The organism is Streptomyces sp. NBC_00210 (assembly GCF_045160975.1).
Classification (GTDB): Bacteria; Actinomycetota; Actinomycetes; order Streptomycetales; family Streptomycetaceae; genus Streptomyces.
This window is the reverse complement of sequence record NZ_CP108120.1, coordinates 7,701,375-7,724,646: the sequence shown is the minus strand read 5'-3', so window position 1 is coordinate 7,724,646 and position 23,272 is coordinate 7,701,375. Positions and strand designations below refer to the sequence as shown.

The 23,272-nt window shown below is 73.3% G+C and carries 17 protein-coding genes; all 17 read left to right on the top strand.

All coding sequences use genetic code 11. The features are described 5' to 3' along the window. Nucleotides 1–5 precede the first annotated feature (5 nt). The 17 genes from OG729_RS34980 (at nucleotide 6) to OG729_RS34900 (ending at nucleotide 23,257) form a co-directional block, all read left to right on the top strand. On the top strand, nucleotides 6–1,613 hold the full coding sequence (locus OG729_RS34980; RefSeq protein ID WP_405809952.1) for a phage tail sheath subtilisin-like domain-containing protein: 1,608 nt from the start codon (nucleotides 6–8) through the stop codon (nucleotides 1,611–1,613). Beyond that, nucleotides 1,610–2,125 (top strand): phage tail protein, encoded by a 516-nt coding sequence (locus OG729_RS34975; protein ID WP_360875571.1) that lies wholly within the window; start codon nucleotides 1,610–1,612, stop codon nucleotides 2,123–2,125. Before OG729_RS34980 ends, OG729_RS34975 begins: the two co-directional genes overlap by 4 nt. A gap of 64 nt (nucleotides 2,126–2,189) precedes the next feature. Next, complete coding sequence (locus OG729_RS34970) at nucleotides 2,190–2,411, top strand: putative phage tail protein (protein WP_360875573.1); 222 nt, start codon at nucleotides 2,190–2,192, stop codon at nucleotides 2,409–2,411. A 41-nt stretch (nucleotides 2,412–2,452) separates the two neighbouring features. Continuing rightward, nucleotides 2,453–3,112 carry a LysM peptidoglycan-binding domain-containing protein gene (locus tag OG729_RS34965; protein WP_360875575.1) on the top strand — a complete coding sequence of 220 codons (660 nt, stop codon included), beginning with the start codon at nucleotides 2,453–2,455 and terminating at the stop codon, nucleotides 3,110–3,112. 5 nt (nucleotides 3,113–3,117) lie between these two features. Beyond that, nucleotides 3,118–4,335, top strand: a complete 1,218-nt coding sequence (locus OG729_RS34960) for a type IV secretion protein Rhs (RefSeq protein WP_360875577.1) — start codon at nucleotides 3,118–3,120, stop codon at nucleotides 4,333–4,335. A 7-nt stretch (nucleotides 4,336–4,342) separates the two neighbouring features. Then, entirely contained in the window at nucleotides 4,343–5,074 is a 732-nt protein-coding gene (locus tag OG729_RS34955; RefSeq protein ID WP_405809949.1) for a phage baseplate assembly protein V, read from the top strand. Beyond that, complete coding sequence (locus OG729_RS34950; RefSeq protein WP_405809947.1) at nucleotides 5,071–5,550, top strand: GPW/gp25 family protein; 480 nt, start codon at nucleotides 5,071–5,073, stop codon at nucleotides 5,548–5,550. The genes OG729_RS34955 and OG729_RS34950 overlap by 4 nt, the downstream gene beginning before the upstream one ends. Further along, entirely contained in the window at nucleotides 5,547–7,709 is a 2,163-nt protein-coding gene (locus OG729_RS34945) for a hypothetical protein (protein ID WP_405809945.1), read from the top strand. Before OG729_RS34950 ends, OG729_RS34945 begins: the two co-directional genes overlap by 4 nt. Continuing rightward, on the top strand, nucleotides 7,706–9,877 hold the full coding sequence (locus OG729_RS34940) for a putative baseplate assembly protein (RefSeq protein WP_405809944.1): 2,172 nt from the start codon (nucleotides 7,706–7,708) through the stop codon (nucleotides 9,875–9,877). Before OG729_RS34945 ends, OG729_RS34940 begins: the two co-directional genes overlap by 4 nt. A gap of 3 nt (nucleotides 9,878–9,880) precedes the next feature. Continuing rightward, nucleotides 9,881–11,320, top strand: a complete 1,440-nt coding sequence (locus tag OG729_RS34935) for a hypothetical protein (protein WP_405809943.1) — start codon at nucleotides 9,881–9,883, stop codon at nucleotides 11,318–11,320. Beyond that, nucleotides 11,317–12,705: a hypothetical protein gene (locus OG729_RS34930; protein ID WP_405809941.1), complete on the top strand. Its 1,389-nt coding sequence runs from the start codon at nucleotides 11,317–11,319 to the stop codon at nucleotides 12,703–12,705. The genes OG729_RS34935 and OG729_RS34930 overlap by 4 nt, the downstream gene beginning before the upstream one ends. Next, nucleotides 12,702–13,829, top strand: a complete 1,128-nt coding sequence (locus tag OG729_RS34925; protein ID WP_405809940.1) for a hypothetical protein — start codon at nucleotides 12,702–12,704, stop codon at nucleotides 13,827–13,829. The genes OG729_RS34930 and OG729_RS34925 overlap by 4 nt, the downstream gene beginning before the upstream one ends. A 169-nt stretch (nucleotides 13,830–13,998) precedes the next feature. Continuing rightward, nucleotides 13,999–15,207 (top strand): hypothetical protein, encoded by a 1,209-nt coding sequence (locus OG729_RS34920; RefSeq protein ID WP_405809938.1) that lies wholly within the window; start codon nucleotides 13,999–14,001, stop codon nucleotides 15,205–15,207. 34 nt (nucleotides 15,208–15,241) lie between these two features. Next, nucleotides 15,242–15,832, top strand: coding sequence for a hypothetical protein (locus tag OG729_RS34915; RefSeq protein ID WP_405809937.1), 591 nt, complete (start codon nucleotides 15,242–15,244; stop codon nucleotides 15,830–15,832). 45 nt (nucleotides 15,833–15,877) lie between these two features. Further along, on the top strand, nucleotides 15,878–17,872 hold the full coding sequence (locus OG729_RS34910; protein WP_405809935.1) for a hypothetical protein: 1,995 nt from the start codon (nucleotides 15,878–15,880) through the stop codon (nucleotides 17,870–17,872). Between the two features lies 1 nt (nucleotide 17,873). After that, nucleotides 17,874–20,051 carry an ATP-binding protein gene (locus OG729_RS34905; RefSeq protein WP_405809934.1) on the top strand — a complete coding sequence of 726 codons (2,178 nt, stop codon included), beginning with the start codon at nucleotides 17,874–17,876 and terminating at the stop codon, nucleotides 20,049–20,051. Continuing rightward, nucleotides 20,048–23,257 carry a hypothetical protein gene (locus OG729_RS34900; protein WP_405809932.1) on the top strand — a complete coding sequence of 1,070 codons (3,210 nt, stop codon included), beginning with the start codon at nucleotides 20,048–20,050 and terminating at the stop codon, nucleotides 23,255–23,257. Before OG729_RS34905 ends, OG729_RS34900 begins: the two co-directional genes overlap by 4 nt. The last annotated feature ends 15 nt before the right edge of the window (nucleotides 23,258–23,272 follow it).

Here is a 23,272-nt window from a genome sequence, read left to right as displayed (position 1 = left end):
CCGCCGTGCCCGCATCCGCCCTCGAACCGCCCCTGCCCGCCGAGCCGTTGCTGCCGGGACTGACCGCGACGGCAGCCGCGGCGGCCGATCCCGTCCAGCCGCTGCGCACCGATGTGGCCTGCTTCGCGGGGCGCACCCGGCGCGGCCCGATGGCCACCCCGGTCCGCGTCACGGACTGGGCGGCCTACACCGCGGCCTTCGGCGGCCTGGATGCCGCACTCGATCTGCCTTACGCGGTCCGCGGATTCTTCGCCAACGGCGGCACCGCGCTGTGGGTACTGCGGACAGAACCGGCGGGCACGACCGCCGCCACGGCCGCCTGGCCGGCCGGGGCACCCTCACCCTTCGCTCCCGCGGCGGGCTGCCGGATCGATGCAGCGTCCCCGGGCGGCTGGGCCGACGGCACCCGGGTGACGGTCCGTCACCGTCTGACCGGATCCGCCGGGCAGGTGCTGGTGCAGGTCGACGCGCCGAGGGAGGCACCCGAGTCGTTCGGCTGGCTGCGCCCCACCGAACTCCCCGACGCCGTAGCAGCCGCCTCCCGGCTCATCCGGCTGATCCCCGACGGCCCAGCGCCCACCGGCCAGGCACCGGCCGCGCACGCGGGAACGCACACGGCCACCCTCACCGGAGGTACTCCCGCCCCCGGCAGTCCTGATGACACCGGGACCCTCGCCGAGGCCTACGCCGACGCCGTACGGGCCATGGTGGAACTGCCGGAACCCGCCCTGCTGGCGCTGCCCGACCTGGACCGCAGCGGGGTCGGGGAAACCCACCGGGAAGAGCTGGCCGATCTGCTGGTCGAGGGGTGCGCGGACGCGCTCGACCGGCTGGCACTGCTCGATCCGCCGCTCACGGGCGCCAGAACCTCCGACCCCGCCGCCGCCACCCGGCAGGCCACCGGCTGGCTGGACGCACTGCGCCGGCGGCATGACATACCGGGCCTGCAGGCGTGCGCCGTCCACTGGCCACCGCTCCGCGTGCCCGACCCGCTGGCCACCGCACATCCGGCGCTGCGAACAGTGCCCGCCTCCGGCCATGTCGCCGGAGTGGCGGCTCGGCTGGACCGCGAGCGAGGCGTGTTCGCGACCCCTGCCAACGCCTCGCTCGAGGATGTCGTCGACCTCGCTCACGTACTGCGCCTCGATCAGGAGGTGGCGGTCTACGGGTCGGGTGCCAATCTGCTGCGGTGCCTGCCCGGCAGAGGCCCGCTGGTGTGGGGCGGGCGTACGGCGGTGCCGCAGCCGCGGGCCGTGGGCGTGGGCGACGGCTGGTTCATCGCCCACCGCAGGCTCGTCCACCGGCTGGTGCGGGCGGCGCGCGAGGTGGCCGGGCCGCTGCTGTTCGAGCCCGACACACCCGGTCTGCGGCTGCTGCTGGTCCAGGGGCTGACCGAAGTACTGCTCGGCCTGTTCGAGGCGGGCGCGCTGGCCGGGGACCGCCCTGCGGAGGCCTTCCGGGTGCGGTGCGACGAGGGGCTGAACCCTCCGGAGCAGGCGGCGCTCGGGCAGGTGGTCTGCCAGGTGGAGGTGGCTCCGGCCGCACCCATGGAATTCATCGCGATCCGGCTGTTGATGGGCGGGCGGGACCGGTTGGAGGTGGTGGAGGGATGACGGAGCAGGCGCTGGAGTTCTTCGCCGAGCCGCTGCCGAAATACCGGTTCCTGGTGGTGCTCGGCCCGGCCGCCGCCCATCTGCCGCCGGCGCAGACGGCGTTGCTTCCACTCACCGCCCAGGGCGCCTTCCAGCAGGTCACCGGGCTCGGCGCGCAGCTGGAGGTCACCTCGTATCCGGAGGGCGGGGTCAACGACCGGGTCCGGCAGTTTCCGGTTCGCCACTCGTGGAATCGGATCGTGCTGCACCGCGGGGTGGCCCGGGGCACGAGCCTGTGGGCTTGGTACCAGGCCGGGCTCGGCAATCCGCTTGGCGCGCGCCGCAGCGGCGCGGTGCTGCTGCTGGACGGGGCCGGTCTGCCCGGCGCGGTGTGGGCCTTCCGGGGCGGCCTGGCCTCGAAGTGGACAGGCCCCGATCTGCACGCGGAACGCAGCGAAGTGGCCGTGGAGCAGCTGGAGATCGCGCACGAGGGTCTGGTGGCGGTGGAGCAGGCGGTGCCGGGGCTGGGCTGATGTACGCGGCAACGACCGCAGCGAAAAGAACCGCATGTCGTGATCACGGGTTCGGGAGAGAACAATGCTGACGATCCATCACCTTTCAGTCGACTTCGAGGTCGGCGGCGATGACACAGCGGTCTTCGCCCGGCTCTTCGCACAGCACATCCGGGAGTGGTCGCAGCGGCAGGAGGACATCAGGGCCCGCGGCCGGCTGCTGGCCCGCGAGGCGTCCCTGACCGGTGACGAGCCGGGCCAGGAGTCGGCCGGCGGGTCCGCGGCCGGCTGCTTCGGGGGTGCGTGATGCTTCCGCTGCCCGGCCTCCCGTCGGCACGGGACGCCGCTGTGACGCCGGCGACCCTGACCGTGCACCCGCCCGGTTCCGTGTCGGGGCCCACGACCCCGCTGCTGACGCTGCCGGTCAATCCGACGGAGTACGCCGTCTCCAAGGCGGTGACGTTCGCCGAGATCGGCGTCCCGGGACTGGACGCGCCCCCGCTGCAGTTCGTACGGGGCGGCGCGCGGACCCTCAAACTGGACGCGCTGGTCGACGCGGCCGAGGAGCCGGTGCGCGGGCGCCGCGATGTGCAGAAGCGGTGGCTCAATGACTTCCAGACCCTGACGGTCCGCCAAGGCACCACCCACGCTCCCCCGGTGGTGACCTTCGCATGGGGAGCGAATCCCTCGTTCACCGGCGTGGTGGACAGCCTCTCCATCACCTACGTCCTCTTCGACCGGGACGGCACGCCGACCCGGGCCAAAGTATCGCTGTCGCTCAAGGAGTTCAGGACGGCGGAGGAGCAGAAGCTCACCACGCCCTTGAGTTCACCGACCGTGCAGAAGGTCTGGACGGTGCGGCGCGGCGACACGCTCTCCTCCATCGCGGCCGCGGTGTACCGGGACTCCGGGCGCTGGCGGGAACTGGCGGCCGCCAACGCCCTCGCCGATCCGCGGGCCCTCGCCCCCGGGATGGCGCTCGTCGTCCCCGCCCTGGACCGGGGGTGAGGGGGATGGCGCTGCTGCAGAACACGATCGCGACACCGCTGCCGGCCGACACCTACGCCCCGTGTTTCGAGGTCGCGTTGGACGGCTCCGAGATCGCCGAGCAGATGCGCAGTTGCGTGCTCGACATCCAGGTGGTCCGTGAGCTGGACAAGACCGGGACGTTCTCGCTGGCGCTGAGCAACTGGGACGAGCTGAATCTGCGGCTGCGTTTCGACGACCCGAAGCACTTCGCCCCCGGCCAGCTGGTGGAGGTCCGGCTCGGCTACACCTCACAGCCCAGGCCGCCGGTGGTGGCCAAGGGCCAGGTCACCACGATCCAGCCGGACTTCCCCTCGTCGGGGCCGCCGACGCTGCAGGTCTCCTGTCAGGACCGCACGGCGCAGATGAAGGCCCGTAAGCCGCGGGCCGACGAGGTGAAGAAGTATCTGGACCTCGCCGACTGGCAGATCGCGCAGAAGGTCGCGGAGCGGCACGGGTTGGAGCTGGTGGCCGAACAGGAGGGCGTGGTGCATCCGCTGGTGATGCAGAAGAACCAGGACGACGTGGCCTTCCTGCTGGAACGGGCGAAGGGCGTCGACCGGGAGTGCTACGTGGCGCCCGACCCGACGAGCGGGGTGGAGAAGCTGTACTTCGTCTCGCCCGCCGACGGCCGGGCGGGCTCGACTGCCCGTCGGCCACGCACCTTCGACCTCTGGTACGCGGTACTGGCCCGTGGCGCCCGCTCCGGACGCCCGGAACAGGGCGAGGCGTCCAGCACCTCACCCGCACCCAACCTGATCTCGTTCCGCCCCACCCTGACCCTGTCGGGGCAGGTCGCCAAGGTGACGGTGCGCGGCTGGGATCCCCGGACGAAGAAGGCGATCGTCGGCAGTGCGACCCAGGCGGATCTGCAGGCGGAGCACGACGCCGGGCGCAACGGCCCCGCGGCAGCCGCACAGGAGATGGGCGAGAGGGAAGAGGTCATCGTGGACCGCCCGGTGAGCTCCGAGCAGGAGGCGCGGGCGCTGGCGGTAAGCGTGCTGCGGGGCAAGTCGTATGAATTCGTCACCTGTGCGGGCCAGTTGGCCGGCCTCCCCGATCTGGTGCCGAGCGATGCTCTGCGGATCGGCGGGGTGGGGAGCAGGTTCGGCGGCACCTACTACACGACCAAGGTGACGCACTCCTTCAACTCATCAGGATTCTTCACCTCGTTCGAGGCACGGCGTACTTCCGAGGGGCGGTGACGAGGCGATGACGGGGATGCCGGGACCGGCCGTGGACAAGCGGTATTTCGGTGTGGCCACGGGTGTGGTGGAGCGGGTGGAGGACGACCCGGAGAAGGAGTGCCGGGTGCAGTTGAAACTGCCGTGGTTCGACAGCGCCACCATCACCGAGTGGTGCCGGGTGGCACAGCCGTACGCGGGCAACGGATACGGCGCGAGCTTCGTGCCGGAGAAGGGCGACGAGGTGCTCGTCGCCTTCGACCAGGGGGACATGCGGTTCCCCATCGTCATCGGCAGCCTCTACAACGGCGTGGACAAGCCGCCCACGCACCGGGCGAGCGGCCGGGACGAGAAGCTGCTGCGGACCAGGCACGGCCATGAACTGGTCCTCGACGACAGCTCCGGCAAGGAGGCCGTACGGCTCACCTCGTCCGCCGGGCACCGCATCGAGCTGGACGACGCGGGCAGGTCGGTGGTGGTGCGCACCGCGTCCGGCGGCAAGGTGACGGTGACCGCCGACGGCTCGGTGGAGATCAGCGCCGGTGCCGGCCCTGTGAAGGTCACCGGCGGCTCGGTGACGCTGGACGCGCCGCAGGTGCGGCTGGGCACCGGCGCCTCGCAGCACGTGGTCCCGTGGGAGACCTTCCTGCCCTGGTTCATCGGGCACACCCACCCGATCGTCTCGCCTGTCGCGACCGGTCCGGCGCTCCCCGCGCCCGGCCCGCCGCCGATGTCGACGACGGTGCAGGTGGCGCTGTGAACGGCGGCGCGCCGGGCGGCGCGGAAGCCTTCCTCGGGCGGGGCTGGCGCTTCCCGCTGCTGCCGGACGCCTCGGGGCGGCTGGCGTACGCGGCCGGCGAGGACAGCGTCCGCGACTGCCTGCTGGTGCTGGTGCGTACCGCGCTGGGCGAGCGGGTGATGCGCCCCACGCTGGGCACCCGGGCCCCCGAGCTGGTCTTCGCGCCCGGCAGTTCGCGCTCCCTGCGCGAGCTCGAGGACTCGGTACGGATCGCCATCCGCGACTTCGAGCCGCGGGCGGCGGTGGACGACGTACGGGCGCAGGCGCAGCCGGGCGAGGAGTGGCGGGTGACGGTCTCCGTCGACTACCGGGTCAGGGCCACCGGGCGGCACGAGACGCTGGTCTTCCCCTATTACCTCGACGGCGGCTCGGGACTGGTGGGCGGCGCGGGCGCCTTCGGGGCAGCCGGACCGGCCGTCGGGGGTGACACGTCATGACCCTGGCGCCGCTGCGGCTGGACGATCTGTCCTGGGCCGATCTGGTGGAGGCGGTCCGCTCCCGGATCCCCGCCGAGTCCTCGGGCCGCTGGACCCTGCACGCCCCGGTCGACCCGGGCATGACCCTGCTGGACCTCCAGGCCTATCTGCTGGAGCAGCAGGTCTACCGGCTCGACCAGGTACCGGACGCGGTCGTGCACGCAGTGCTCCGCCTGCTGGGCGTGCCGGGACCGGCACCGGCGACGGCCGCGGTGACGGTGCTGCAGATCGTCCCGCAGGTGCCCGGCACCCGGCTGCGGATCCGGGAGGGCGCGTCGTTCAGCCGTGAACCGGGGCGCGGGAGGGACTTCCACCTCGACCGGGACCTGGACGTACTGCCGTTGCGCGTGGCCGGGTTGTCGGTGCGGGAGGCGACGGGCGACCGGGACCGCACCGCCGACCTCGCCGCCGGACGCCCGGTGCCCCTGGCCGGCGCCTACGGTGGCCCGGCGCGGGTCCGGGTACGGCTGACCGTTTCCGGCGACGGTTTTCCGGACGGCGGAACGCTTACGCTGCTGCTCGAGCTGGAGCAGCCGGCGGGGCCGTGGAGCGGGAACCGGACGGCCGACGGCTGGGCCGCGGGAGCCGTACCCGACGTGCCGCCCCCGGCTCGACTCAGCTGGTCCTACGGGCCCGTTGGGGATACTGCCCCGCTGCCCGAAGAGGCGGTGACGGACGGCACCGGCGGACTGCGCCGGTCCGGCCTGGTCCGGCTGACCCTGCCGGCCACGGCCGCCGGGGCCGAGATGGAGCTGGTGCTGGCCACACCCGCCGCCACCTACGCCGCGCCGCCGCGACTGCTGCGGCTCTCCCCCAACTCCGTCCCCGCGCACCACGCGCAGCGCGTCCGCCTGGAGGAGGGCCCCGACGGGCCCGTGGTGGCCCAACTCACAGGCCGCCCGCCGCTTCCCGGCCTCGCCGTCGTACTGCCCGGCGACGCCGCCGGACGGCTGATCGACATCGCGCACTTCACGCTGCGCGAGACGGACGACACCGGCAGCGGTCGCGTCCACGACTGGACGGCCGTGCCGGATCTGGCCTTCAGCGGGCCGCTGGACCGGGTGTTCACCGTGGACCGGCCCTTCGGGGCGCTGCGCTTCGGCGACGGCCTGACCGGGCGGATCCCCCGTCCCGACGCCACCGGGCCCGGGACGGTACTGCGGGCGGAGTACCGGCTGGGCGGCGGGCCTGCCGGCAATGGCGGCTCGGACCCGGCAGTCAGCGACCCCGCCCGCGCTGCCGAGCCGGCGGCGCTGCTGGCCTTCCCCGCGCTGGCCGGATTCGCCCGCCCGCGGAAGCAGCGCGCGGCCGAGGAGGAATCGCCGCCCGGGGACTGGGTGTTCACCGGTGAATCCTCGGACACCGAACCACCCGACGCCCCGTGCACCGCGCGCGCACTCGTCCCGTCCGTGGGCGGCGCCGAGCCCGAGACCCCGGCGGCCGCACGCCGCCGGGCCGCCACCGCACTCGCCGTGGTCACCCGGGCCGTGACCGCCGCCGACCACGAGGAACTCGCCCTGTCCACCCCCGGGGTCGCCGTCGCCCGCGCCCACGCACTGGTCGGCGCCCACCCCTCGCACCCGTCGCGGAATGTGCCGGGCGCCGTGACCACCATCGTCGTCCCCCGGGTGCCGCGCGCCCCCGCCGACAGCACCGCGCCCGACGCCGTGCCTCTGCCCGTTCCCGACCCCGGCGCGCTGACCGCCGTACGCGCCCGGCTGGAGGCCGCACGCCTGCTCGGCGCCGGGGTGTTCGTCGCGCCCCCGCGCTACCGCCCGGTCCGCGTCCGCCTCACCCTCCCCGCGGACACCGCCCGCCGTCAGCTCCTCGATGCGGCACTGCGGCGCTTCCTCGACCCGCTCACCGGCGGCGACGACGGCACCGGCTGGCCCTTCGGCGGCGTCCTGCGCCCCTCGGCGCTGCTGCGCGCGGCCGAACGGGCACTTCAAGCGGCGGGCGACCGCACCCCGGTGCAGGCCGTCGCCGCGGCCCTGGACGACGGCCCCTACGAATCCTGTGGCGATCTGCCGCTGCGCCCCGGTGAACTTCCCGGCCCTGTCGAGGTACTCGTGTGCACCACGCAGCCGTCCGGTGCCGCTCCACGGGAGGTGCGCGCATGAACGCCCACGACCCCGGCCGTTCCGCCGCTGTCGATCCCTCCGCGAGACTCGCCCCCGGGGCGGACGAACCGTGGTGGACGCTGTCCGCCGGAGCCGCGCGGACGGCGCTGCTCGACGCGGAAGGCCGCCCGGTGCTGCTCGGTGCCGCACGGGACGACCTGGTCGCCGTGCTGCGCACCCGGGTCGGCGGGTTCACCCCCGACTGGACCGGGACGGGCCCTGACGACGCGGGGGACCCGCTGCTGCGGCTGTTTGCGCTGATGGCCGAGGCGGTGGCCGCACGCGTCGACCGACTGCCGGCCAAGCTGCTCGTCGAGCATCTGCGGATCGCCGGGGTCTCCCCGCTGCCCGCCGCGCCCGCCCAGGTGTTGCTGCGCCTCACCGCAACGGCTGCCGCAGGAGCGGGAGTTCAGGTCCCTGCCGGCTTCCAGGCCGGCGCGCCCGGCGAGGACGGCACCGAAGTGGTGCTGGAGACCGTGGACGACACTTGGGTGTCACCCGCCGAGCTCACCTCCCTGGCCGTGGGCCGACCCGCGACCGGCATTCTGCCGGGCCCCGTGGATGAGGTGACGCCGGGTCAGGAGCCCTATGCCGACGGCTTCCTCCCGTTCGGCGCCCGGAGCGCGCCCGGCTCGGCCCTGTGGCTGGGGTTCACCGCCCCCCAAGCCATCGAGGGCGGGCTCTCGCTCGCCTTCGTCGCGGCCCCGCGCCCCGGCGGTCCGGCCGCCGCCGCGCTGGGAGCCGTCGCTCCGCCCGAGACGGCCCCGCCGGAACTGCGCTGGTCCGTACTGGACGGGGACACCCTACGGACGGCCGACGTGGTGGTGGACCACACCGGCAACCTCGCCGACACCGGGACCGTACAGCTGCGGCTGCCGACGGGCTGGCGGCCGGGCCGCCCGCCCGGCGGGGCGCAGCTGCCCGAGGCCCGCTGGCTGCGGGTGCGGCTCACCACAGGGACGTACGCCGAGCCGCCGCGGCTCGCCACCGTCCTGCCGCACACGGTGCTCGCGAGCGCCGTACGGACCGTGCGCGACGAGGTGTTGAGCCCGGCTCCCGCGGATCCCCGGGAGCAGGACGGCGGCGCGGGTGTACGGCTGCGGCTGGCGACGGCGCCCGTCGTCCCCGGATCCCTGACCGTCACCGTCGCCGACGACCCCGCCGCGCCGCTCTTCCCCGTCGACGGCGCGCCCCCCACCGCGCACGACACGCTGCCCGTGTGGCGGGAGGTGCCCGACCTGACCCTCGCGGGCCCCGCCGACCGGGTGTTCGCGCTCGACGCCGACACCGGCGTCCTCACCTTCGGCGACGGGGTGCACGGCGTCGCGTTGCCGCCCGGCGTGGGCAATGTACGGGCCGTCAGCTATCGCACCGGAGGCGGCAGGCAGGGCGCTGTCGCGGCGGACACGGCCACCGTGCTGCGCACCGCGGTGCCCGGGGTGGCTTCGGTGACCAACCCGCTGCCCGGGACCGGCGGAACGGACACCGAGCCGTTCGGTGCGACCGTACGGCGCGGCGCCGCCGAGATCCGCACGGCCGGGCGTGCCGTCACCCCCGCGGACCACGCGCTGCTGGCGATGCGCGCCCCGGGTGCGCGCATCGCCCGCGCCCACGCCGTACCGGGGCACCACCCGGACCATCCCGGCGCCCGGCTGCCCGGCATCGTCGGCGTCTACCTGGTGCCGCCCGACGAGGACCCTGCCACCGCCGGTGCGCCGTTCCCCGCGGGCGGCGACCTCGAGGCCGTCGCGGATCACCTGACGCGCACCCTCGCCCCGACCGGTATCACCGTCGTCGCCGCAGCGCCCCGATACGTCCGTGTCGACGCCCGGATCGTGCTGGCGCTCGCCACGGGCGCCGACCGTGCCGCAGCCTTACGCCGCGCCGAGGACGGGCTGCGCCGCTTCCTGCACCCGCTCGACGGAGGCGCCGGCGGCGACGGGTGGCCCTTCGGCGGACCACTCGTCCACACCGCGCTGGCGCGCCGACTGCTCACCGACGAGGAGGTGGCGGCCGTGCCGCTGCTGACGCTCACGGTGGACGGCCTGCCGGTGCAGCCCTGCACCGATACGCCGCTGCCGCCGCACGCACTGATCCGCGTCGGACGGGTGACGGCCTCCGTCGTCGCCGACCCCACCGCAGGCGCCACCGCTCAGAAGGGGAGGTGAGACATGGACATGCGCACCGACGCACCCGCGCACCTGCTGCTGGACTCCGCCTCGGGCTGGCGCCCGGCCGCCGGAGCGGCAGATCCACTCCCCGAACCCGTCCAGGACCGCGACGCACTGGTCCTGCCGCCCGGCGTGAGAGAGGCGGCACTGGTCACCGTCCCGCTCGACAGCGGCATCTCCCGGTGCCGCTGGCACCGGATCCGTGTCGACGCCGATGTGCCGTCGGGCAGCGCGCTGGTCGTCCAACTGGCCACCACCGGCGACGATCCCGACGGCGTGCCGGGGCCCGACGACTGGCAGACGGCCGCAGGACCGGCCTACGACTTCCTGGTGGACCAGCCGCCGGGCCAGTACCTCGTCCTGCGGCTGCTGCTCGGCCGTACCGATGCCTCCACGCCCGGTCCCGCCGTGCGGCAGGTGCGTCTGGACCTTCCCCGGGCCACCTCTGCCGATCTCCTCCCGGCCGTCTACCGCGAGGACCCGACCGCCGACGACTTCACCGAGCGGTTCCTCGCCCTGTTCGACTCGGTGGTCCAGACCCTCGACCGGGCCACGGAACGGGCCCCCGCACTGCTCGACCCGGCCGGCGTGCCGGACGGTGTGCTGCCGTGGATCGCGGGTCTGCTCGGCCTCGATCTGGGGCCCGACCCCGACCCGGCGCCGGGCGCGAGTTCCGGCGGCGGCCCCGCAAGCAGCACGACCCCCGGCGCGCCGGACCCGGGGACCGCGCAGCTCCCGCCGCCCGTACTGCGCCGACTCATCGCCGCGGCACCCGAGTTGCGCAGGCGGCGCGGCACACCCTGCGGGCTCGCCCTTGCGCTGCACATCGTGCTGGGGGTACGCCCGGCGATCCTGGAACCGGCCGTTGCGCCGTGGGGTGCGGTGGGCCGGGACACGCGCCTGGGTGAGGTGCGGCTGTTCGGGCGGTCGGCGGCGCGGGTGCGGCTCGGCGGCCCCGCGGTCCTCGGTTCGCGGCTGGCAGGAGCCGGCGCCCGCCGGGGCGGAGCGCCGTTGCGTTCGCTCGGCAACCCGGACGACGACCCGCTGACCGGCACCGCGTTCCGTTTCCGCGTGCTGATCCCCCCGGGCCCGCCGCCCGGCACCCGGCGTCCCGCGTCGACCGACGGCATGGCCAGGACCGCTGCCGATCTGATCGAACGGCTCTCCCCCGCCCACACCACGGCGACCGTTTCCATCGGCGGGCTCGGCTTCACCGTCGGCGAGCGCAGCGCGGTCGGCGTGGACACCCTCCTCGTCAGCCCCGCCCCGTCCCCGGCCGGTGTGGCCGTCCTCGGCGCGGACACCGTGCTCGGGGCGGACCGTTCGGGGCGACGCGGCATCCGCATGGACGGAACGTCAGGTGCGGGCATCCGCACGGTCGCCCTCGAGGACGGCGGCACCGGCGCACACCCCGACGAGAAGAAAGGCAGGACCCCATGACGGCTCCCCCGACCGGGCGTGACAGCGCCCCGCGGACCGGCCGGCGGCGGCTGACGTACTTCCACGGCCAGTTGCTGTCCGCACAGGATCTCCGCCAGGAACAGGGGCAGTTCCTCGCCCGGCTGCGCCTGCACAACCTCGCCCTGCATGGCTACGGAGTGGCCTACGGGCTGTGGACGCGCCCGGTGCCGCCACCGGTCGGCGAGTGCCCCGATCCGGAGCGCGCGGCCCCCTGGTTCGAGGTGACCGACGGCCTGGCCGTCGACCGGCACGGCGACGAGGTGATCGTGCCGTGCGGCATCCTGCCGAGGCACGATCTGTGGCAGCTGCTCGACGAGGACGAACGGTGCCGCGCCCTGGAGGAGATCCGCTCCGGCCGCGACGGCGTCACCGTGCATCTGACGATCCATCATTGCGAGGAGCCGGTCGACAGCGTCCGCGCCGTCTACACCGAGGCCTGCGACGGCCTCCCGCGCACCGCCTACGCCCACATCCGCGAAGGCTTCGCCCTGCGGGCGACGACCCGGCGGCCCGAACCGGACTCCTGTGACCCTCCGTGCCCCTGCGAGCCGCCCGCAGGCGGCGCGCCGGAGGCGCACGGATGTGGTGACGGCAAGATCTTCGGACCCGGGCTGCTGCTCGCCCGCGTGCACCACGTACGTCCCGACCGAGCGCTGGATCCCGAGCAGATCCATCCCGAGTTCCGCCGGCCCCTCTCCCGGCGTCCCGCGACCGTGATCACCAGCATCTCCTGGCCGCACGGCGGCCGGCTGACCACCCAGCAGGCCCGCGTACTGCTGGGCGAACGCGGCCTGCGGATCCGCTTCTCGCGGCCGGTGCGCGCCGCGTCCCTCCAGGACCCGGGTATCGCGGACCTGTTCCAGGTCACCGGCGGGCGGGGCGTCCACGGCACCGTGATGCGCCTGGAGACCCGGATCGACGCGGCCGGGCCGGACGACCAGACCACGGACCGGATCACGATCCGGCAGACGGACATCGAGTACCTCAACGACGGCGACCGGATCCACCTGGTGCTGCGCACCCCGTTCGTCCTCGACATCTGCGGCGACCCGGTGGACGGCACCCACACCGGCGGGCTCGTACCGCAGCCCGGGGGCCCGGCCGCCCATCGGCCGGGGCTCCTGCCGCCCGACGGCTGCGGACCCCGCACCTCCGGGACGCCCGCAGGCGCGGCCGGTGTCTTCGAGAGCTGGATCTTCATCGACAACCGTCGGCCGGACCACGACGGCGACGGCGACGCCGACGCCGACGCCAAGGCGGAGGCTGAGGCGGAACCCGCCGACCGGGCCGTCACCGCGGCCGACGACAGCCGGGCCGACGAGAGCCGGACCAACGACAGCGAGACCATTGAGGGGCGGCCATGACCACCTCCGGCACCCACACCGCCGGCCCCCGTGACTGCGGCTGCGGTTGCGGCGGAAACGGCGGCGGCAGCACCGCGTCCATCGCCTCAACTGCCGGATTCCGTGCGGGCGGACCGGTCCGCCCGGTCTTCTCCGCGGGCCAGCTGCTCACCGAGGACGACCTCGGACAGCTCGCCGCCTGGACCACGGGGCGCATCCGCGTCCACAACCGGCTGCGTTACGTATCGCCCGAAGGACAGGGCGCGGTCCTGTGCGGGCTCGCCGTCAGCTGCGACTCCTGCGTCCGCGGTGTCGTGCGCATCGGCGAGGGCCATGCGGTGGACGGCCTGGGCAACGACATCCCTGTCATCTGTGTCGAGGACGTGGATGTCGTCGCCCTGGCACGGGAGTTCCGCGCCAGTGGCGGCGGCTGCCCCGACCCCTGCCCGCCCGGGCCGGAGCGCACCTACGGCCTCTTCCTGCGCTACGAGGAGGAGTTCGCCGAGCCCGTCGCCCCCTACGATCCCGGCGACGGCTGCACGCCGGTCGGCTGCGTACCCACTCGGGTACGGGAGGGCCACCGCTTCTCCGTGGGCTGCGTCCCCGAGCCGCCCTCCGACCGGCTCTGCGCACTGCTGCTGCGCCGGTTCGGTGACGACGGGGAGTTCTTGGAGTCCTGCCGGAGCGAGAGCCGACCCTCGGCGGACGAACTCACGGACTGGCTCACCGCCCGCCTCGACGTCAACGGCGACCTGTGCGACCGCACTCCCCTGGCGCTGCTGTGCGACGTACCGCCCAAACCGTCCGGCAACGACGTTCAGCACAACCTGCGCCGCAAGGTGGGTGCTTGGCTCGCCTTCGAGGCGTATCTGCGCGCCGCCGTCCGCTCGCTCCTCGTCGTCCCCTGCCCCAGCGGCTGCGCCCCGGAGGTGCTGGTCGCCGAGGTGACCTTGGACGGCTGCGATGTCGTACGGGCCGTGCCGGCCGGACGGCGTGGCGCGCAGTTGCCCGATCCGGTGGAACAACAGTGGCGCATCGAGCTGGCCCGGCTCTTCGAACACGACGTCAGCACGGCGGAGTTGCTGGGGTTCCTGCTGGACCTCCTCGACCTCCCCCGCTGCCTGCCGCAGCCGACCGAGACCTAGGTCCTGTCCGGCCGATCTTGCCGGGCTCGCGTGCCCTGGCACGCACGCTCGCTGCGTTGTCGTCAGTCGCCGACGCTCCGCGTCGGCTCTCCCCCTGCATTCGGTGGGGGAACCCCCACTCACTGATCCGGCCTGATCGACCGGACAGGACCTAGAAGGAGCGCAGACCATGCCGGCACCCCTGCGGCCAGAATTCCACGAGGGCCAGATCCTGGCCGCCGACGACCTGTCGGCCGTGGTGCGCTACGACCGTGACGCCGCCGCGCGCCACCACCGGCACCTGCACACCTGGGGGATCGCCTCGGGCCTGGAGGTGACGGTCCGCTCGCGGGCCGGCTCGGACCTCTACAAGACAGTCATCGTCGGCGGCGGCACCCTCGTCGACCCATCGGGGCGAGAGATCGTGGTGCCTGCGCCGGTGGAACTCTCCACCCCCGACCAGGGGTTCGTGATCGCCGATCCCGACAACACGGCCGCCCGCCCGCTCATGCTCATGTGGAGCGACCAGCCCTCGCCCGCCGGCTCGACCGTGCCCATGGGCGGCTGCTCCGCGAACGGCGCCGCGCACACCTCGGAGGGCTTCGTCCTCGTGGTCGGCGCCCCCGGCGACGAACTCGACCTCGGCGACCAGCAGCCGCCCGCGCCCGACGCGGGACCCGACTGGCTCGGCGCCGGTGACCGGGGCCGGGTGCTGCTCTCCTTCGTGACCTGGGGCGGCGGCGAGGACGGCGGCTTCACCGCGGTGCTGCCCCGGGCCAACGGGGTCGGCCGCCGGTACGCGGGCGTCCTCGCCGACCGGGTGTCCGCGCGCGGCGGCACACTGGAGCTGGCGGCAGAGCCGCGCCCGGTGGCCGGAAAGGTGGGCGTCCGGATCGGCGGTGAGCACGGCAGCCTGGACATCGGCCGGTTCAGCGCGGCCGGCGCACTCGCCCCGGCGCTGCGCGTGCTCGGCGACGGCAGCACCCAGATCCACGGCGATGTGAAGATCACCGGCGGGCTGACCGTCACCGGCGCCGTCGACAGCCCGCTCGTCACCGGCAGCGTCCTCGTCCAGTCCGGCACCGCGACACACGGCGTCATCCTGCCGCTGCCCCCGCCGGTGACGGCGGATCAGGTGGAGTCGGGCGAGGTCGTTCTGCACCTCCAGGTGACGCCGCGGCTCCAGACGTACGACGGCCCGTCCGAGGGTGGTGTCGACGGATCCGGCTTCGGCGCACTGCCCGTGGTGCTGCGCTGCGAGGTGGACTCCCAGCGCCGGCTGAGCTGCCTGATCGCCTGGTACGGCGGGTTCGGCCCCGACCAGGCACTCGACCCTCCGTCCGTGCTGCCGGGCGCCGCCGACTACTTCGTACTGGCCACGGCCCGACCGACCACCTGATCCATCCGCACGGCAGCAACGAGGGAGAGCAACCATGACGATCACCACGCGAGATCAATCGGTGCCGCAGGCACCGGAGTTGACCGTCACGGTCGTCCGCCTGGAACACACCGGCCATGTTCTCGCCGCACTCACCCGCGCCACCACCGGTCCCCCGCCCGCCGTACGGCTGCTGACGCAGAGCGCATTCCCGCTGGCCGTCCCGGGCGCCTCGGGGCTCGTCCTGGTCCCGGCCGAACTCCTCACGACCGAGCAACTCGGCGCGCCCCGGGACATCCTTGCCGCGCCCTGGCGCTGGTACGTGGACACCGGCGGCGAGCAGGCCGCCGCCCCGGCAACGCCACAGCTCAAGCCGGTCTCCTGCCCCGCCCCCTCCGTCGGCCTCACCGAAGGATCGCTCAACGTCGCGTCCTCCACCACCGACGGCGCGGCCCCCGTCCTCGCGCTGGTCCATCCGACCGCCCAGTGGGGCACCGGCAGCGCCGTCAGCCTCCAGATCCGCGACGCCCTCGGCCCGAACGGAGCAGCCCTGCTGGGCAATGGCAATGTCGCGGAGAGCGACGAAGCCCTGGTCTTCGTCCGGGGGCGGCCGGTGGCCGTGTACGCCCCGGGCGAGATCGACTGACGGGGATCCGCGCAGGGACGAGGCCAGGACGCAGGTGTGACAGGCATGGTGACGGTTCACATGGATTCGACGACCGACGGCGGTCTCATCGCCGCCCTCGGCGGCTGCACCGTGCTCGAATGCCGGGTGCGCGTGGTGAGGACCGACGGCTGGAGCTGGGGACCCGATCCTTCCGAACTGGCCCGCGGCGCGGTCGCGATTCTCCCCCGCGTGGTGGAGATGCACCTTGCCGGGGCACTGACCCGCACCGGCCTGATTCCCCCGCCCATCTCGGGACAAGCCCCGCACTCAGGCCTCATCCCGCAGGACATGGAGGTGACCGTCCCCGTGCACATAAGGTCCTTTGCCACTCTCGACGAGCTGGCGGGTGCCGCCCACATGGCCGACCGGACAATCGCGCCCGGATCCGGTACTGACGCGACAGTGCTCCCCCACCGCGGCCACGCGGGCCCATCGGCTCCGGGCATGAGGGCACTTTCCCGTGATGCCGGATCCGATGTCGGATCCGGCGCCGACGCCCGTGCCGAAACCTTGCAGGGGCCGAGCCAACCGGTGCCGCCCGCGCCCGCCTTCGACCGTGACCTGGTGCTGGTGGGCCTCCTCAACGAAGCCTCCGCCTGCGGGGCGTTCGACACCGTACTGGCCGGGCTTCCGCACGATGCGCTGCTGCTCCTGTTGCAGGCCCTCGACGCGGCGGGCAGCCGCACGGCGTCCGACCCCGGCTCTGCGGCCGACCCGGCAACTCCGTTCCCCGGTAGGGCCGGAGCCGTCCCCGGCGAAGCCCCCGACCCCGACGCCCTCGCCGCCGCCCTCGTGGCGGCCCTGCGGTCGGAGCCCCCCGTCCGGACGGGCAAAGCGCTCAATGCGACGGACACCACGCTCACTGCCACCGGACCCGAGCCCGCTCCCGACACCGCGCAGCCCGCACCCCCCTCGCAAGTCCCCCCGGCCACCGGCCGGTCAGAACAGCACCACGCAGGTCCCGCGTCCGGGACGGTGACCGATATCGACCGCGTACTTCCCTTCCTGCTGCTGCCCCCACTGCACGACCGCAGCTATCTTCAAGCGGTGGCCGCCGTCCTGAGCGGTGGTGGCGCACAGGCCCCCGACGGTGCGGCCTTCGCCGCCTGCCTCGCGCACAAGGTGCTACCGCCGCCCGCCCACGGCTGGCTGCGATCACCGCAGGACAGGCACGCGGTCGCCGTCTTCTCGGGCACGACGCCGACGGGCCAGGGCGCGCCCGACATCTCCGCGCTGGATCTCGAACGCCATCTGGGCCCGCTCCTGGCCCTGCTCGACTCCCGGCTCGGACTCCAGGCCGCCCAAGGACACACCGCCACAAGCCCCCTGCTTCTGCGCGCCGTGGCCCCGGGCCGGCTACTCCTGCTGGACGTCGACGGCCTGTACCCGGTGTGGGACGCGACGCGGCCGGCGGAACTGCTCCGGCCGTGGGAACTGGCCGGGACACCCCTCGTCCTGCTGCCCGCCCAGCCCGATGTCCCCGCGGCTGCCGGGCTGACGCTCGCTCTGGACGCCCTGGGCATCGGCTTCGTGACCGATCTGCCGCCCACCCGCGGCGAGCAGTTGAGCCGGGTGCCCGCTCCGCGCCGCTGCTGGACCAACACCGGGGCGCGGCTCCCCTCCCGCTCCGCGGCGGACGACTCGCTGGTCGGAGCCGCACGGCGGCTGACGTACGAAGCGTCCCGCGCCGCCCGGTTCACCGAGGCGCTGGTCGAGCTGCGCCCCGCTGTCCGAACGGGCCAGGCCTCCGCGATCGAACGTACGGTGACGCTGGCCGCTGCGGTCGCACTGGCCGATCTCGCCTGGAAGCTCTGGTCGGAGCGGGAGCCCACCGACCCGATGTGCGCCCTCGACCGCTTCGCCGATCTGGGGGCCCGCGTGGCGTTCCACGACAGCACCGTCGAGGTGCGCCTGCCGATGGGTGCCCGCCACTCCGACCTCTACCGCCACCGACTGCTCGCAGACGTACCGGACGTGCCGTGGTTCGGCGGCCGCACCGTCGTGTTCACAGGAGGGTGAGATGCCGATCCGATCAGGCGCCGCCGCGGCCCACTTGACCCTTCGCTACAGCGCGATCCACCGCGCGCTGCGGGCCGCCGCGGCCCGCCGCGCGAAGCGCTCGGCGCTGCTCGCCGGGGCCGAACTGTCCCCTTACTGCGTCACCGACCAGCAGGCCGGAATGCTCCTCGACCTCACCGACCCCGCCGTCGTGCACCCGGCGCCCCGAAGCGCCGAGCCGCCCGCCGCACAGACCCTCGCGGAGCGCGAACTCCGCCGCCAGGCAGCCGCAGAGGGCGGCTCGCTGCCGCTCGATGCGCTGGCGTCCGCCGCAGACCTTGACCCTTTCGAGTGCGACGCGCTGCTTTTGTGCCTGGCACCGGCGCTGGCCCCCGAGCACGCCCTGCTGTTCGGCTATCTCCTCGACGACCTCGACCAGCGCCGTCCCACCGCCGAGTTGATCCTCACAGTCCTGGCGCCCTCCCCCGCCGAGCGGTACGACCGGCTGCCGGCGCTGGGACCGTACGGGCGGCTGCGCCGCTTCGGTCTGCTGTTCCAGGACGGCGACCCGGACACGTACGGCGGACCGGAACCGTCCGGCGCCGATCTGCTGCGCCCGCTGCACATCCGCGCCGAACTGCCCGCCTTCCTCCTGCACGGCCTCGGGGACCCCGCACTCCTCGCGTACGACCCCGGCCAGGTGCCCGCACCGTGCCCTGCGCTGCTGGACGGGCCGACGCGCGGCCGCACCGCACGGCTGGCCGCCCATCTGCGGGCGCACCCGGCCGGAACCGCCGCCCTCTGGGGGCTGCCGGACGGCAGCCAACTCGACGCGGCACACGCCGTGGCGGAGCAGGCGGGGCTCGCGCTGCGCGGCGCTCCTGACCTGGAGATGTGCCGGACCCCTGACGAGGTGAGGGCCGCCGCAGGCCGGTCGCTGGCCGCGGCGGCCGCGCTCGGTACCGCACTGTGGCTGCCCATCGACCGCTTCCACGACCCCGACGCACGATGGGCCACGGCCTCGGCCGCCGAGGTGCTGACTCGGAGCGGCGTCCCGGTCGTCCTCACCGGGCAGACCCCGTGGCGCCCCCTCGATCTGCTCTCCTCGGGCCGCTACGCGGAAGAATCCACGGACGAACCCGGCTACCGGGAACGCCGCACCCTGTGGAGCACCGCCACCGCCGAGGCGGACCCCGATCCCCGCGCGCTTGACGACCTGGCCGCCCGCTTCCAGCTGTCGCCCGCCCAACTGCGCTCCGCCGTGCGGCTCGCCGAGTCCGGCGGCGTGTCGCTGAATACGGCCGTGCCCCGCGTCCTGGCAGCAACTCCTGGCCGCCTCGCCGATGTCCGTACGCCCACCCGCGACCTTTCGGACCTCGTGCTCCCCGCCGAACAGGCGCAGCAGATCGGCGAGCTCGCCGCCGCGTTCCGGGCCTGGCCCAAGGTCTCCCAGGAGTGGGGCTTCGGCGGGCAGCACGGCGGCCCCGGCCTCAAGGCCCTGTTCACCGGCGAGCCCGGCACCGGCAAGAGCCTCGCAGCCGAGGTGGTCGCCGCCACGCTCGGAGTCGACCTGATCAGGGTCAATCTTGCGCAGACCGTCTCCAAGTGGGTCGGCGAGACCGAGAAGAATCTCGATGAGGCCTTCAGTCACGCGGAGGCCGCGGGCGCGCTGCTGCTCTTCGACGAGGCCGACGCCGTCTTCGGCAAGCGCGGCACAGTGAGCCGCGGCACCGACCGATACGCCAATCTCGAGGTCGGCTATCTGCTGCAACGCCTGGAGCGCAGCCCCGCGTTGGTTGTCCTCACCACGAACCTCCAGGGCAATCTGGACGAGGCATTCACCCGCCGCTTCCAGTTCGTGGTGCACTTCACCCGGCCCGGCGACCGGGAGCGGTACCGGCTGTGGCGGATGGCGTTCCCCCACAGTGCCCCGCTGGAACCGCAGTTGAGTCTGGAGGGACTAGCACGGCTCGATCTCACGGGTGCGGGCATCATGGCCGCAGCGCGCGGCGCCGCGCTACTTGCGGCGGAGAGCGGAAGCGCGGTCATCGGCCGGGAGCATCTCGCCGAGGCGATCGCGCGCCAGTTCCGCCAGGAGGCGCGGCTGCCGCGGTCCGGCGAACTGGAGCTGGCGCTCGGCCCGGTGCCCGTACGGAACTCAGCACCGGTGGCGGCAACGGCCTCCTGCGTGCTGCCATGAGCGCGCCCGCGCGGACCCCCTCGACGCCACCGCCCGCCGTGACACAGGCGGGCGCCAGGCCCGCGCTGCCCTCGCCCGGCAAACTCAAGGCGGTACGAAAACGACCGGCCCCGGCGCCGGCCGCTCCGGCGAAGGAGCGCGGGACCACCACCGCCGCACCCACCAAACGCCCCGGCCGGGCACGGCCCGCCGTCGGCAACGCCGCCACCGCCGCGCTCGCCGCCCGGGGCGGGCAGGCGCCGACCGGCCACGACCAGGGCAAGACCCCAGGGCGCGCCGCCGCCGGCAAGAAGGCCGTCGCGCCGGGACTGCGCCGGATCGCCACCCAGGTCACCGCGGGCAAGCGCCTGCTGACCCGGCACCCCGCGCCCGCCGCGGAGGCTGGGGCGGCCCAGCGCGCGGCGGTGGCGCCGGCCGGTGAGCGCGCCGCTTTCGCCGGGCAGGACCAGGCGGCGGCGATCGCCTCGGCACAGGCGAAGCCCTTCGGCCGCGCCGAGTTCATCGCGAAGTTCGAGAAACGCATCAAGGAGCAGCAGCCGGCCACCGCGGACGAGGCAAAGGCACTCGCGGACCCGGCCCGCCCGGACACCCTCACCCCTCAGCTCTCCGGCGAGGTGCACGCCGCCGCAGATTCCTCGTCGGGTGAGGTGCGGGCGACCGCGGCGGCCCCGCCGGACCCGGCGCGCGTACCCGAGCGTCCCGCCGTGCCCCTGTCGCCCGACCGTCCGCCGGCCGTCCCGGCCCCGCCCCGCGCGGCGGACGCCGTACCGGCGCCGGTACCTGGCGCCGCGGTGGACCTCTCCGCCCATGCGCGCGGGACGACCGCCGAAATGGACAAGGCAGGGCTCAGCGACGAGACCCTGCGTCGCGCCAACGAACCCGCGTTCACGGCCGCCCTGCAGTCCAAGAAGGCCGCGGAGAAGGACTCCGCCGCGGCCCCGGGCTCCTTCCGGGCCAAGGAGGCCGAGCAGCGGGCGGCAGCCGAGCAGCGGGCGGCCGGCGCGGGCAAGACGGCGATGGCCGCCATGGCCGGTGTGCGGGCCGCTACGGGCAAGTCCGTGGCGGGCGGCAAACAGGCCGCCCAGGCACGTACAGAGGTACGCCGCGCCGAGGTCACGAAGCAGCTGACGGAGATCTACGAGGAGACCAAACGCAATGTCGAGGCCGCGCTGGCCGGTCTGGACGACACGGTCCGCACGCTCTTCGACGACAGGGCCGGGCAGGCGCGGAAGCGTTTCCTCGCCGCCTGCGAGAAGAGTTGGTGGGACTTCTTCTCCGGCGAGCCCGACTATGCGAAACACTCGGCCGCCTACACCGCCGAGATCCGAGGCGTGGTCGACGAGGTCGCCACCGTCGTGGAGAAGCGCGTCAACGACGCGCGGCAGAAGGCCGCGGACGGCCGGCGCAAGATGGCCGATTTCGTCGCGGGCCTCGAGCCCGCGATGCGCGGGTTCGGGGAGCAGACGGCCGCCGGATTCGCCGCGAAGTTCGATGAGTTGGAAGCATCCATCGACGAGAAGGCCGACGCGATCGTCGACCAGCTCGCCGAGTCCTACGCGCAGGCGCAGGAGGCGACCAACGCGGCGTTGGCCGAGGTGAAGGAGTCCAACAAGGGCCTGTGGGAGCGCGCCCGCGACGCCGTGGTCGGCGCGATCAAGATCCTGATCGACCTGAAGAACCTGCTGGTCGGTGTGGTGAAGCGGGCGGCCGGTGTGGCCGAGCGGATCATCAAGGACCCGATCCGATTCCTCAGCAATCTGGGTGCCTCGGTCAAGGCCGGGCTGATGCAGTTCCTGTCGAACATCGTCAAACACCTCAAGGCGGCGTTGCAGGAATGGCTGTTCGGCAATCTGGCCGCGGCCGGGGTGGAACTGCCGGAGCAGTGGGATCTGCGCGGAATCGTCAAAATGGTGCTGTCACTCTTCGGGATCAGCTGGGCTTTCATCCGCGCCGAGCTGCTCAAGCACATGCCCGAGCCGGTACTGAACGCCGTGATCGGCGCCATCAAGATCATCGGAGTGATCAGGGACAAGGGCATCGGGGGCCTGTGGGAGGAGATCAAGGAGAAGATCGGGGACCTCAAGCAGCAGGCCTTCGAGATGATCAAGGGTTTTGTCGTCGAGACCGTCCTCAAGGCGGGCATCACCTGGCTGCTGTCCCTGATCACTCCGGCCGGCGCGCTGGTCAAGGCCGTGATGGCCGTCTACGACTTCGTCACCTTCCTGGTGGAAAAGGCGCGCGCGCTCGCCGAATTCGTCAACGGCATCCTCGACACACTCGAAGAGGTCTGCAACGGCGTGTCCCAGAAGGTCGCCACGAAGATCGAGGACTCCCTCGCCCGGACCCTGCCGCTCGCGATCGACCTGCTCGCCCGGGTGCTCAAGCTCGGCGCGATCCCGGCGAAGATCAAGAGCGTGCTGGAGAAGGTCGGCGCGCCCGTCCGGGCCTTCATCTCCAAGATGATCGCCACTGCCGCCGCGTACGGCAAGAAGCTGCTGGCCGGTGGGAAGAAGGCCCTGGGCAAACTCGTCGGCAAGGCGGACCGGCGTACACCGGAGGAGAAGCAGCGCGATGTCACGAAGGGCGTCGAGGTCGCGACGAAGGCCGTCAACGCGCTTTCGGGGAGCGACATCGGAGCGAAGGTGATCCGCCCCGTGCTGATTGCCATCCAGTTGCGCTACCGCATGACGTCCCTGACCCCGGTCGCGAAGGACGGCGTCTGGTACGTGCACGGTGTCATCAACCCCGAAATCATGGGGAAGTCGAACAAGAAGGTCGCGTTCGAGCTGGACATCGAGACAAACGAGACCAGCAAGATGTCGGCGATTCTCACCGCGACGTGGTTCTGCCCCGACCCTCCCAAGGACCTCGAAGCGAAGATCGACGCGCTCAGCAAGGCAAGCGAGAAGGGCGACCTCGTCAAGACGGTTCCGAACCGGGATCCCTCGCAGACTCGCGCGTACCGGAGGGAACTTGAGAAGCAGTACGAGGCGTTGGGAGACGAGGGCAAGCCCTTGCTGGCGGCGCTCAAGAAACAGGACGTCGATCACCCGGTCGAGCTGCAGCTCGGCGGCAAGGACCAAAAGAAGTTGATGGTAATGCTGGACAGCACCGTCAACCGGGTATTCGGCAGCCGCATTTACCATGCGATGAAGAAGCTCAATCCCGATACAAGGATCAAGATGCTGTTCAAGCGGCGCGAATGACCAGCCTCACTTCCC

Coding starts and splice junctions, on each gene's coding strand:
- OG729_RS34975 (WP_360875571.1), top strand. CDS start 1,610: ATGACGGAGCAGGCGCTGGAGTTCTTCGCCGAGCCGCTGCCGAAATAC.
- OG729_RS34970 (WP_360875573.1), top strand. CDS start 2,190: ATGCTGACGATCCATCACCTTTCAGTCGACTTCGAGGTCGGCGGCGAT.
- OG729_RS34960 (WP_360875577.1), top strand. CDS start 3,118: ATGGCGCTGCTGCAGAACACGATCGCGACACCGCTGCCGGCCGACACC.
- OG729_RS34955 (WP_405809949.1), top strand. CDS start 4,343: ATGACGGGGATGCCGGGACCGGCCGTGGACAAGCGGTATTTCGGTGTG.
- OG729_RS34945 (WP_405809945.1), top strand. CDS start 5,547: ATGACCCTGGCGCCGCTGCGGCTGGACGATCTGTCCTGGGCCGATCTG.
- OG729_RS34940 (WP_405809944.1), top strand. CDS start 7,706: ATGAACGCCCACGACCCCGGCCGTTCCGCCGCTGTCGATCCCTCCGCG.
- OG729_RS34935 (WP_405809943.1), top strand. CDS start 9,881: ATGGACATGCGCACCGACGCACCCGCGCACCTGCTGCTGGACTCCGCC.
- OG729_RS34930 (WP_405809941.1), top strand. CDS start 11,317: ATGACGGCTCCCCCGACCGGGCGTGACAGCGCCCCGCGGACCGGCCGG.
- OG729_RS34925 (WP_405809940.1), top strand. CDS start 12,702: ATGACCACCTCCGGCACCCACACCGCCGGCCCCCGTGACTGCGGCTGC.
- OG729_RS34920 (WP_405809938.1), top strand. CDS start 13,999: ATGCCGGCACCCCTGCGGCCAGAATTCCACGAGGGCCAGATCCTGGCC.
- OG729_RS34915 (WP_405809937.1), top strand. CDS start 15,242: ATGACGATCACCACGCGAGATCAATCGGTGCCGCAGGCACCGGAGTTG.
- OG729_RS34910 (WP_405809935.1), top strand. CDS start 15,878: ATGGTGACGGTTCACATGGATTCGACGACCGACGGCGGTCTCATCGCC.
- OG729_RS34905 (WP_405809934.1), top strand. CDS start 17,874: ATGCCGATCCGATCAGGCGCCGCCGCGGCCCACTTGACCCTTCGCTAC.
- OG729_RS34900 (WP_405809932.1), top strand. CDS start 20,048: ATGAGCGCGCCCGCGCGGACCCCCTCGACGCCACCGCCCGCCGTGACA.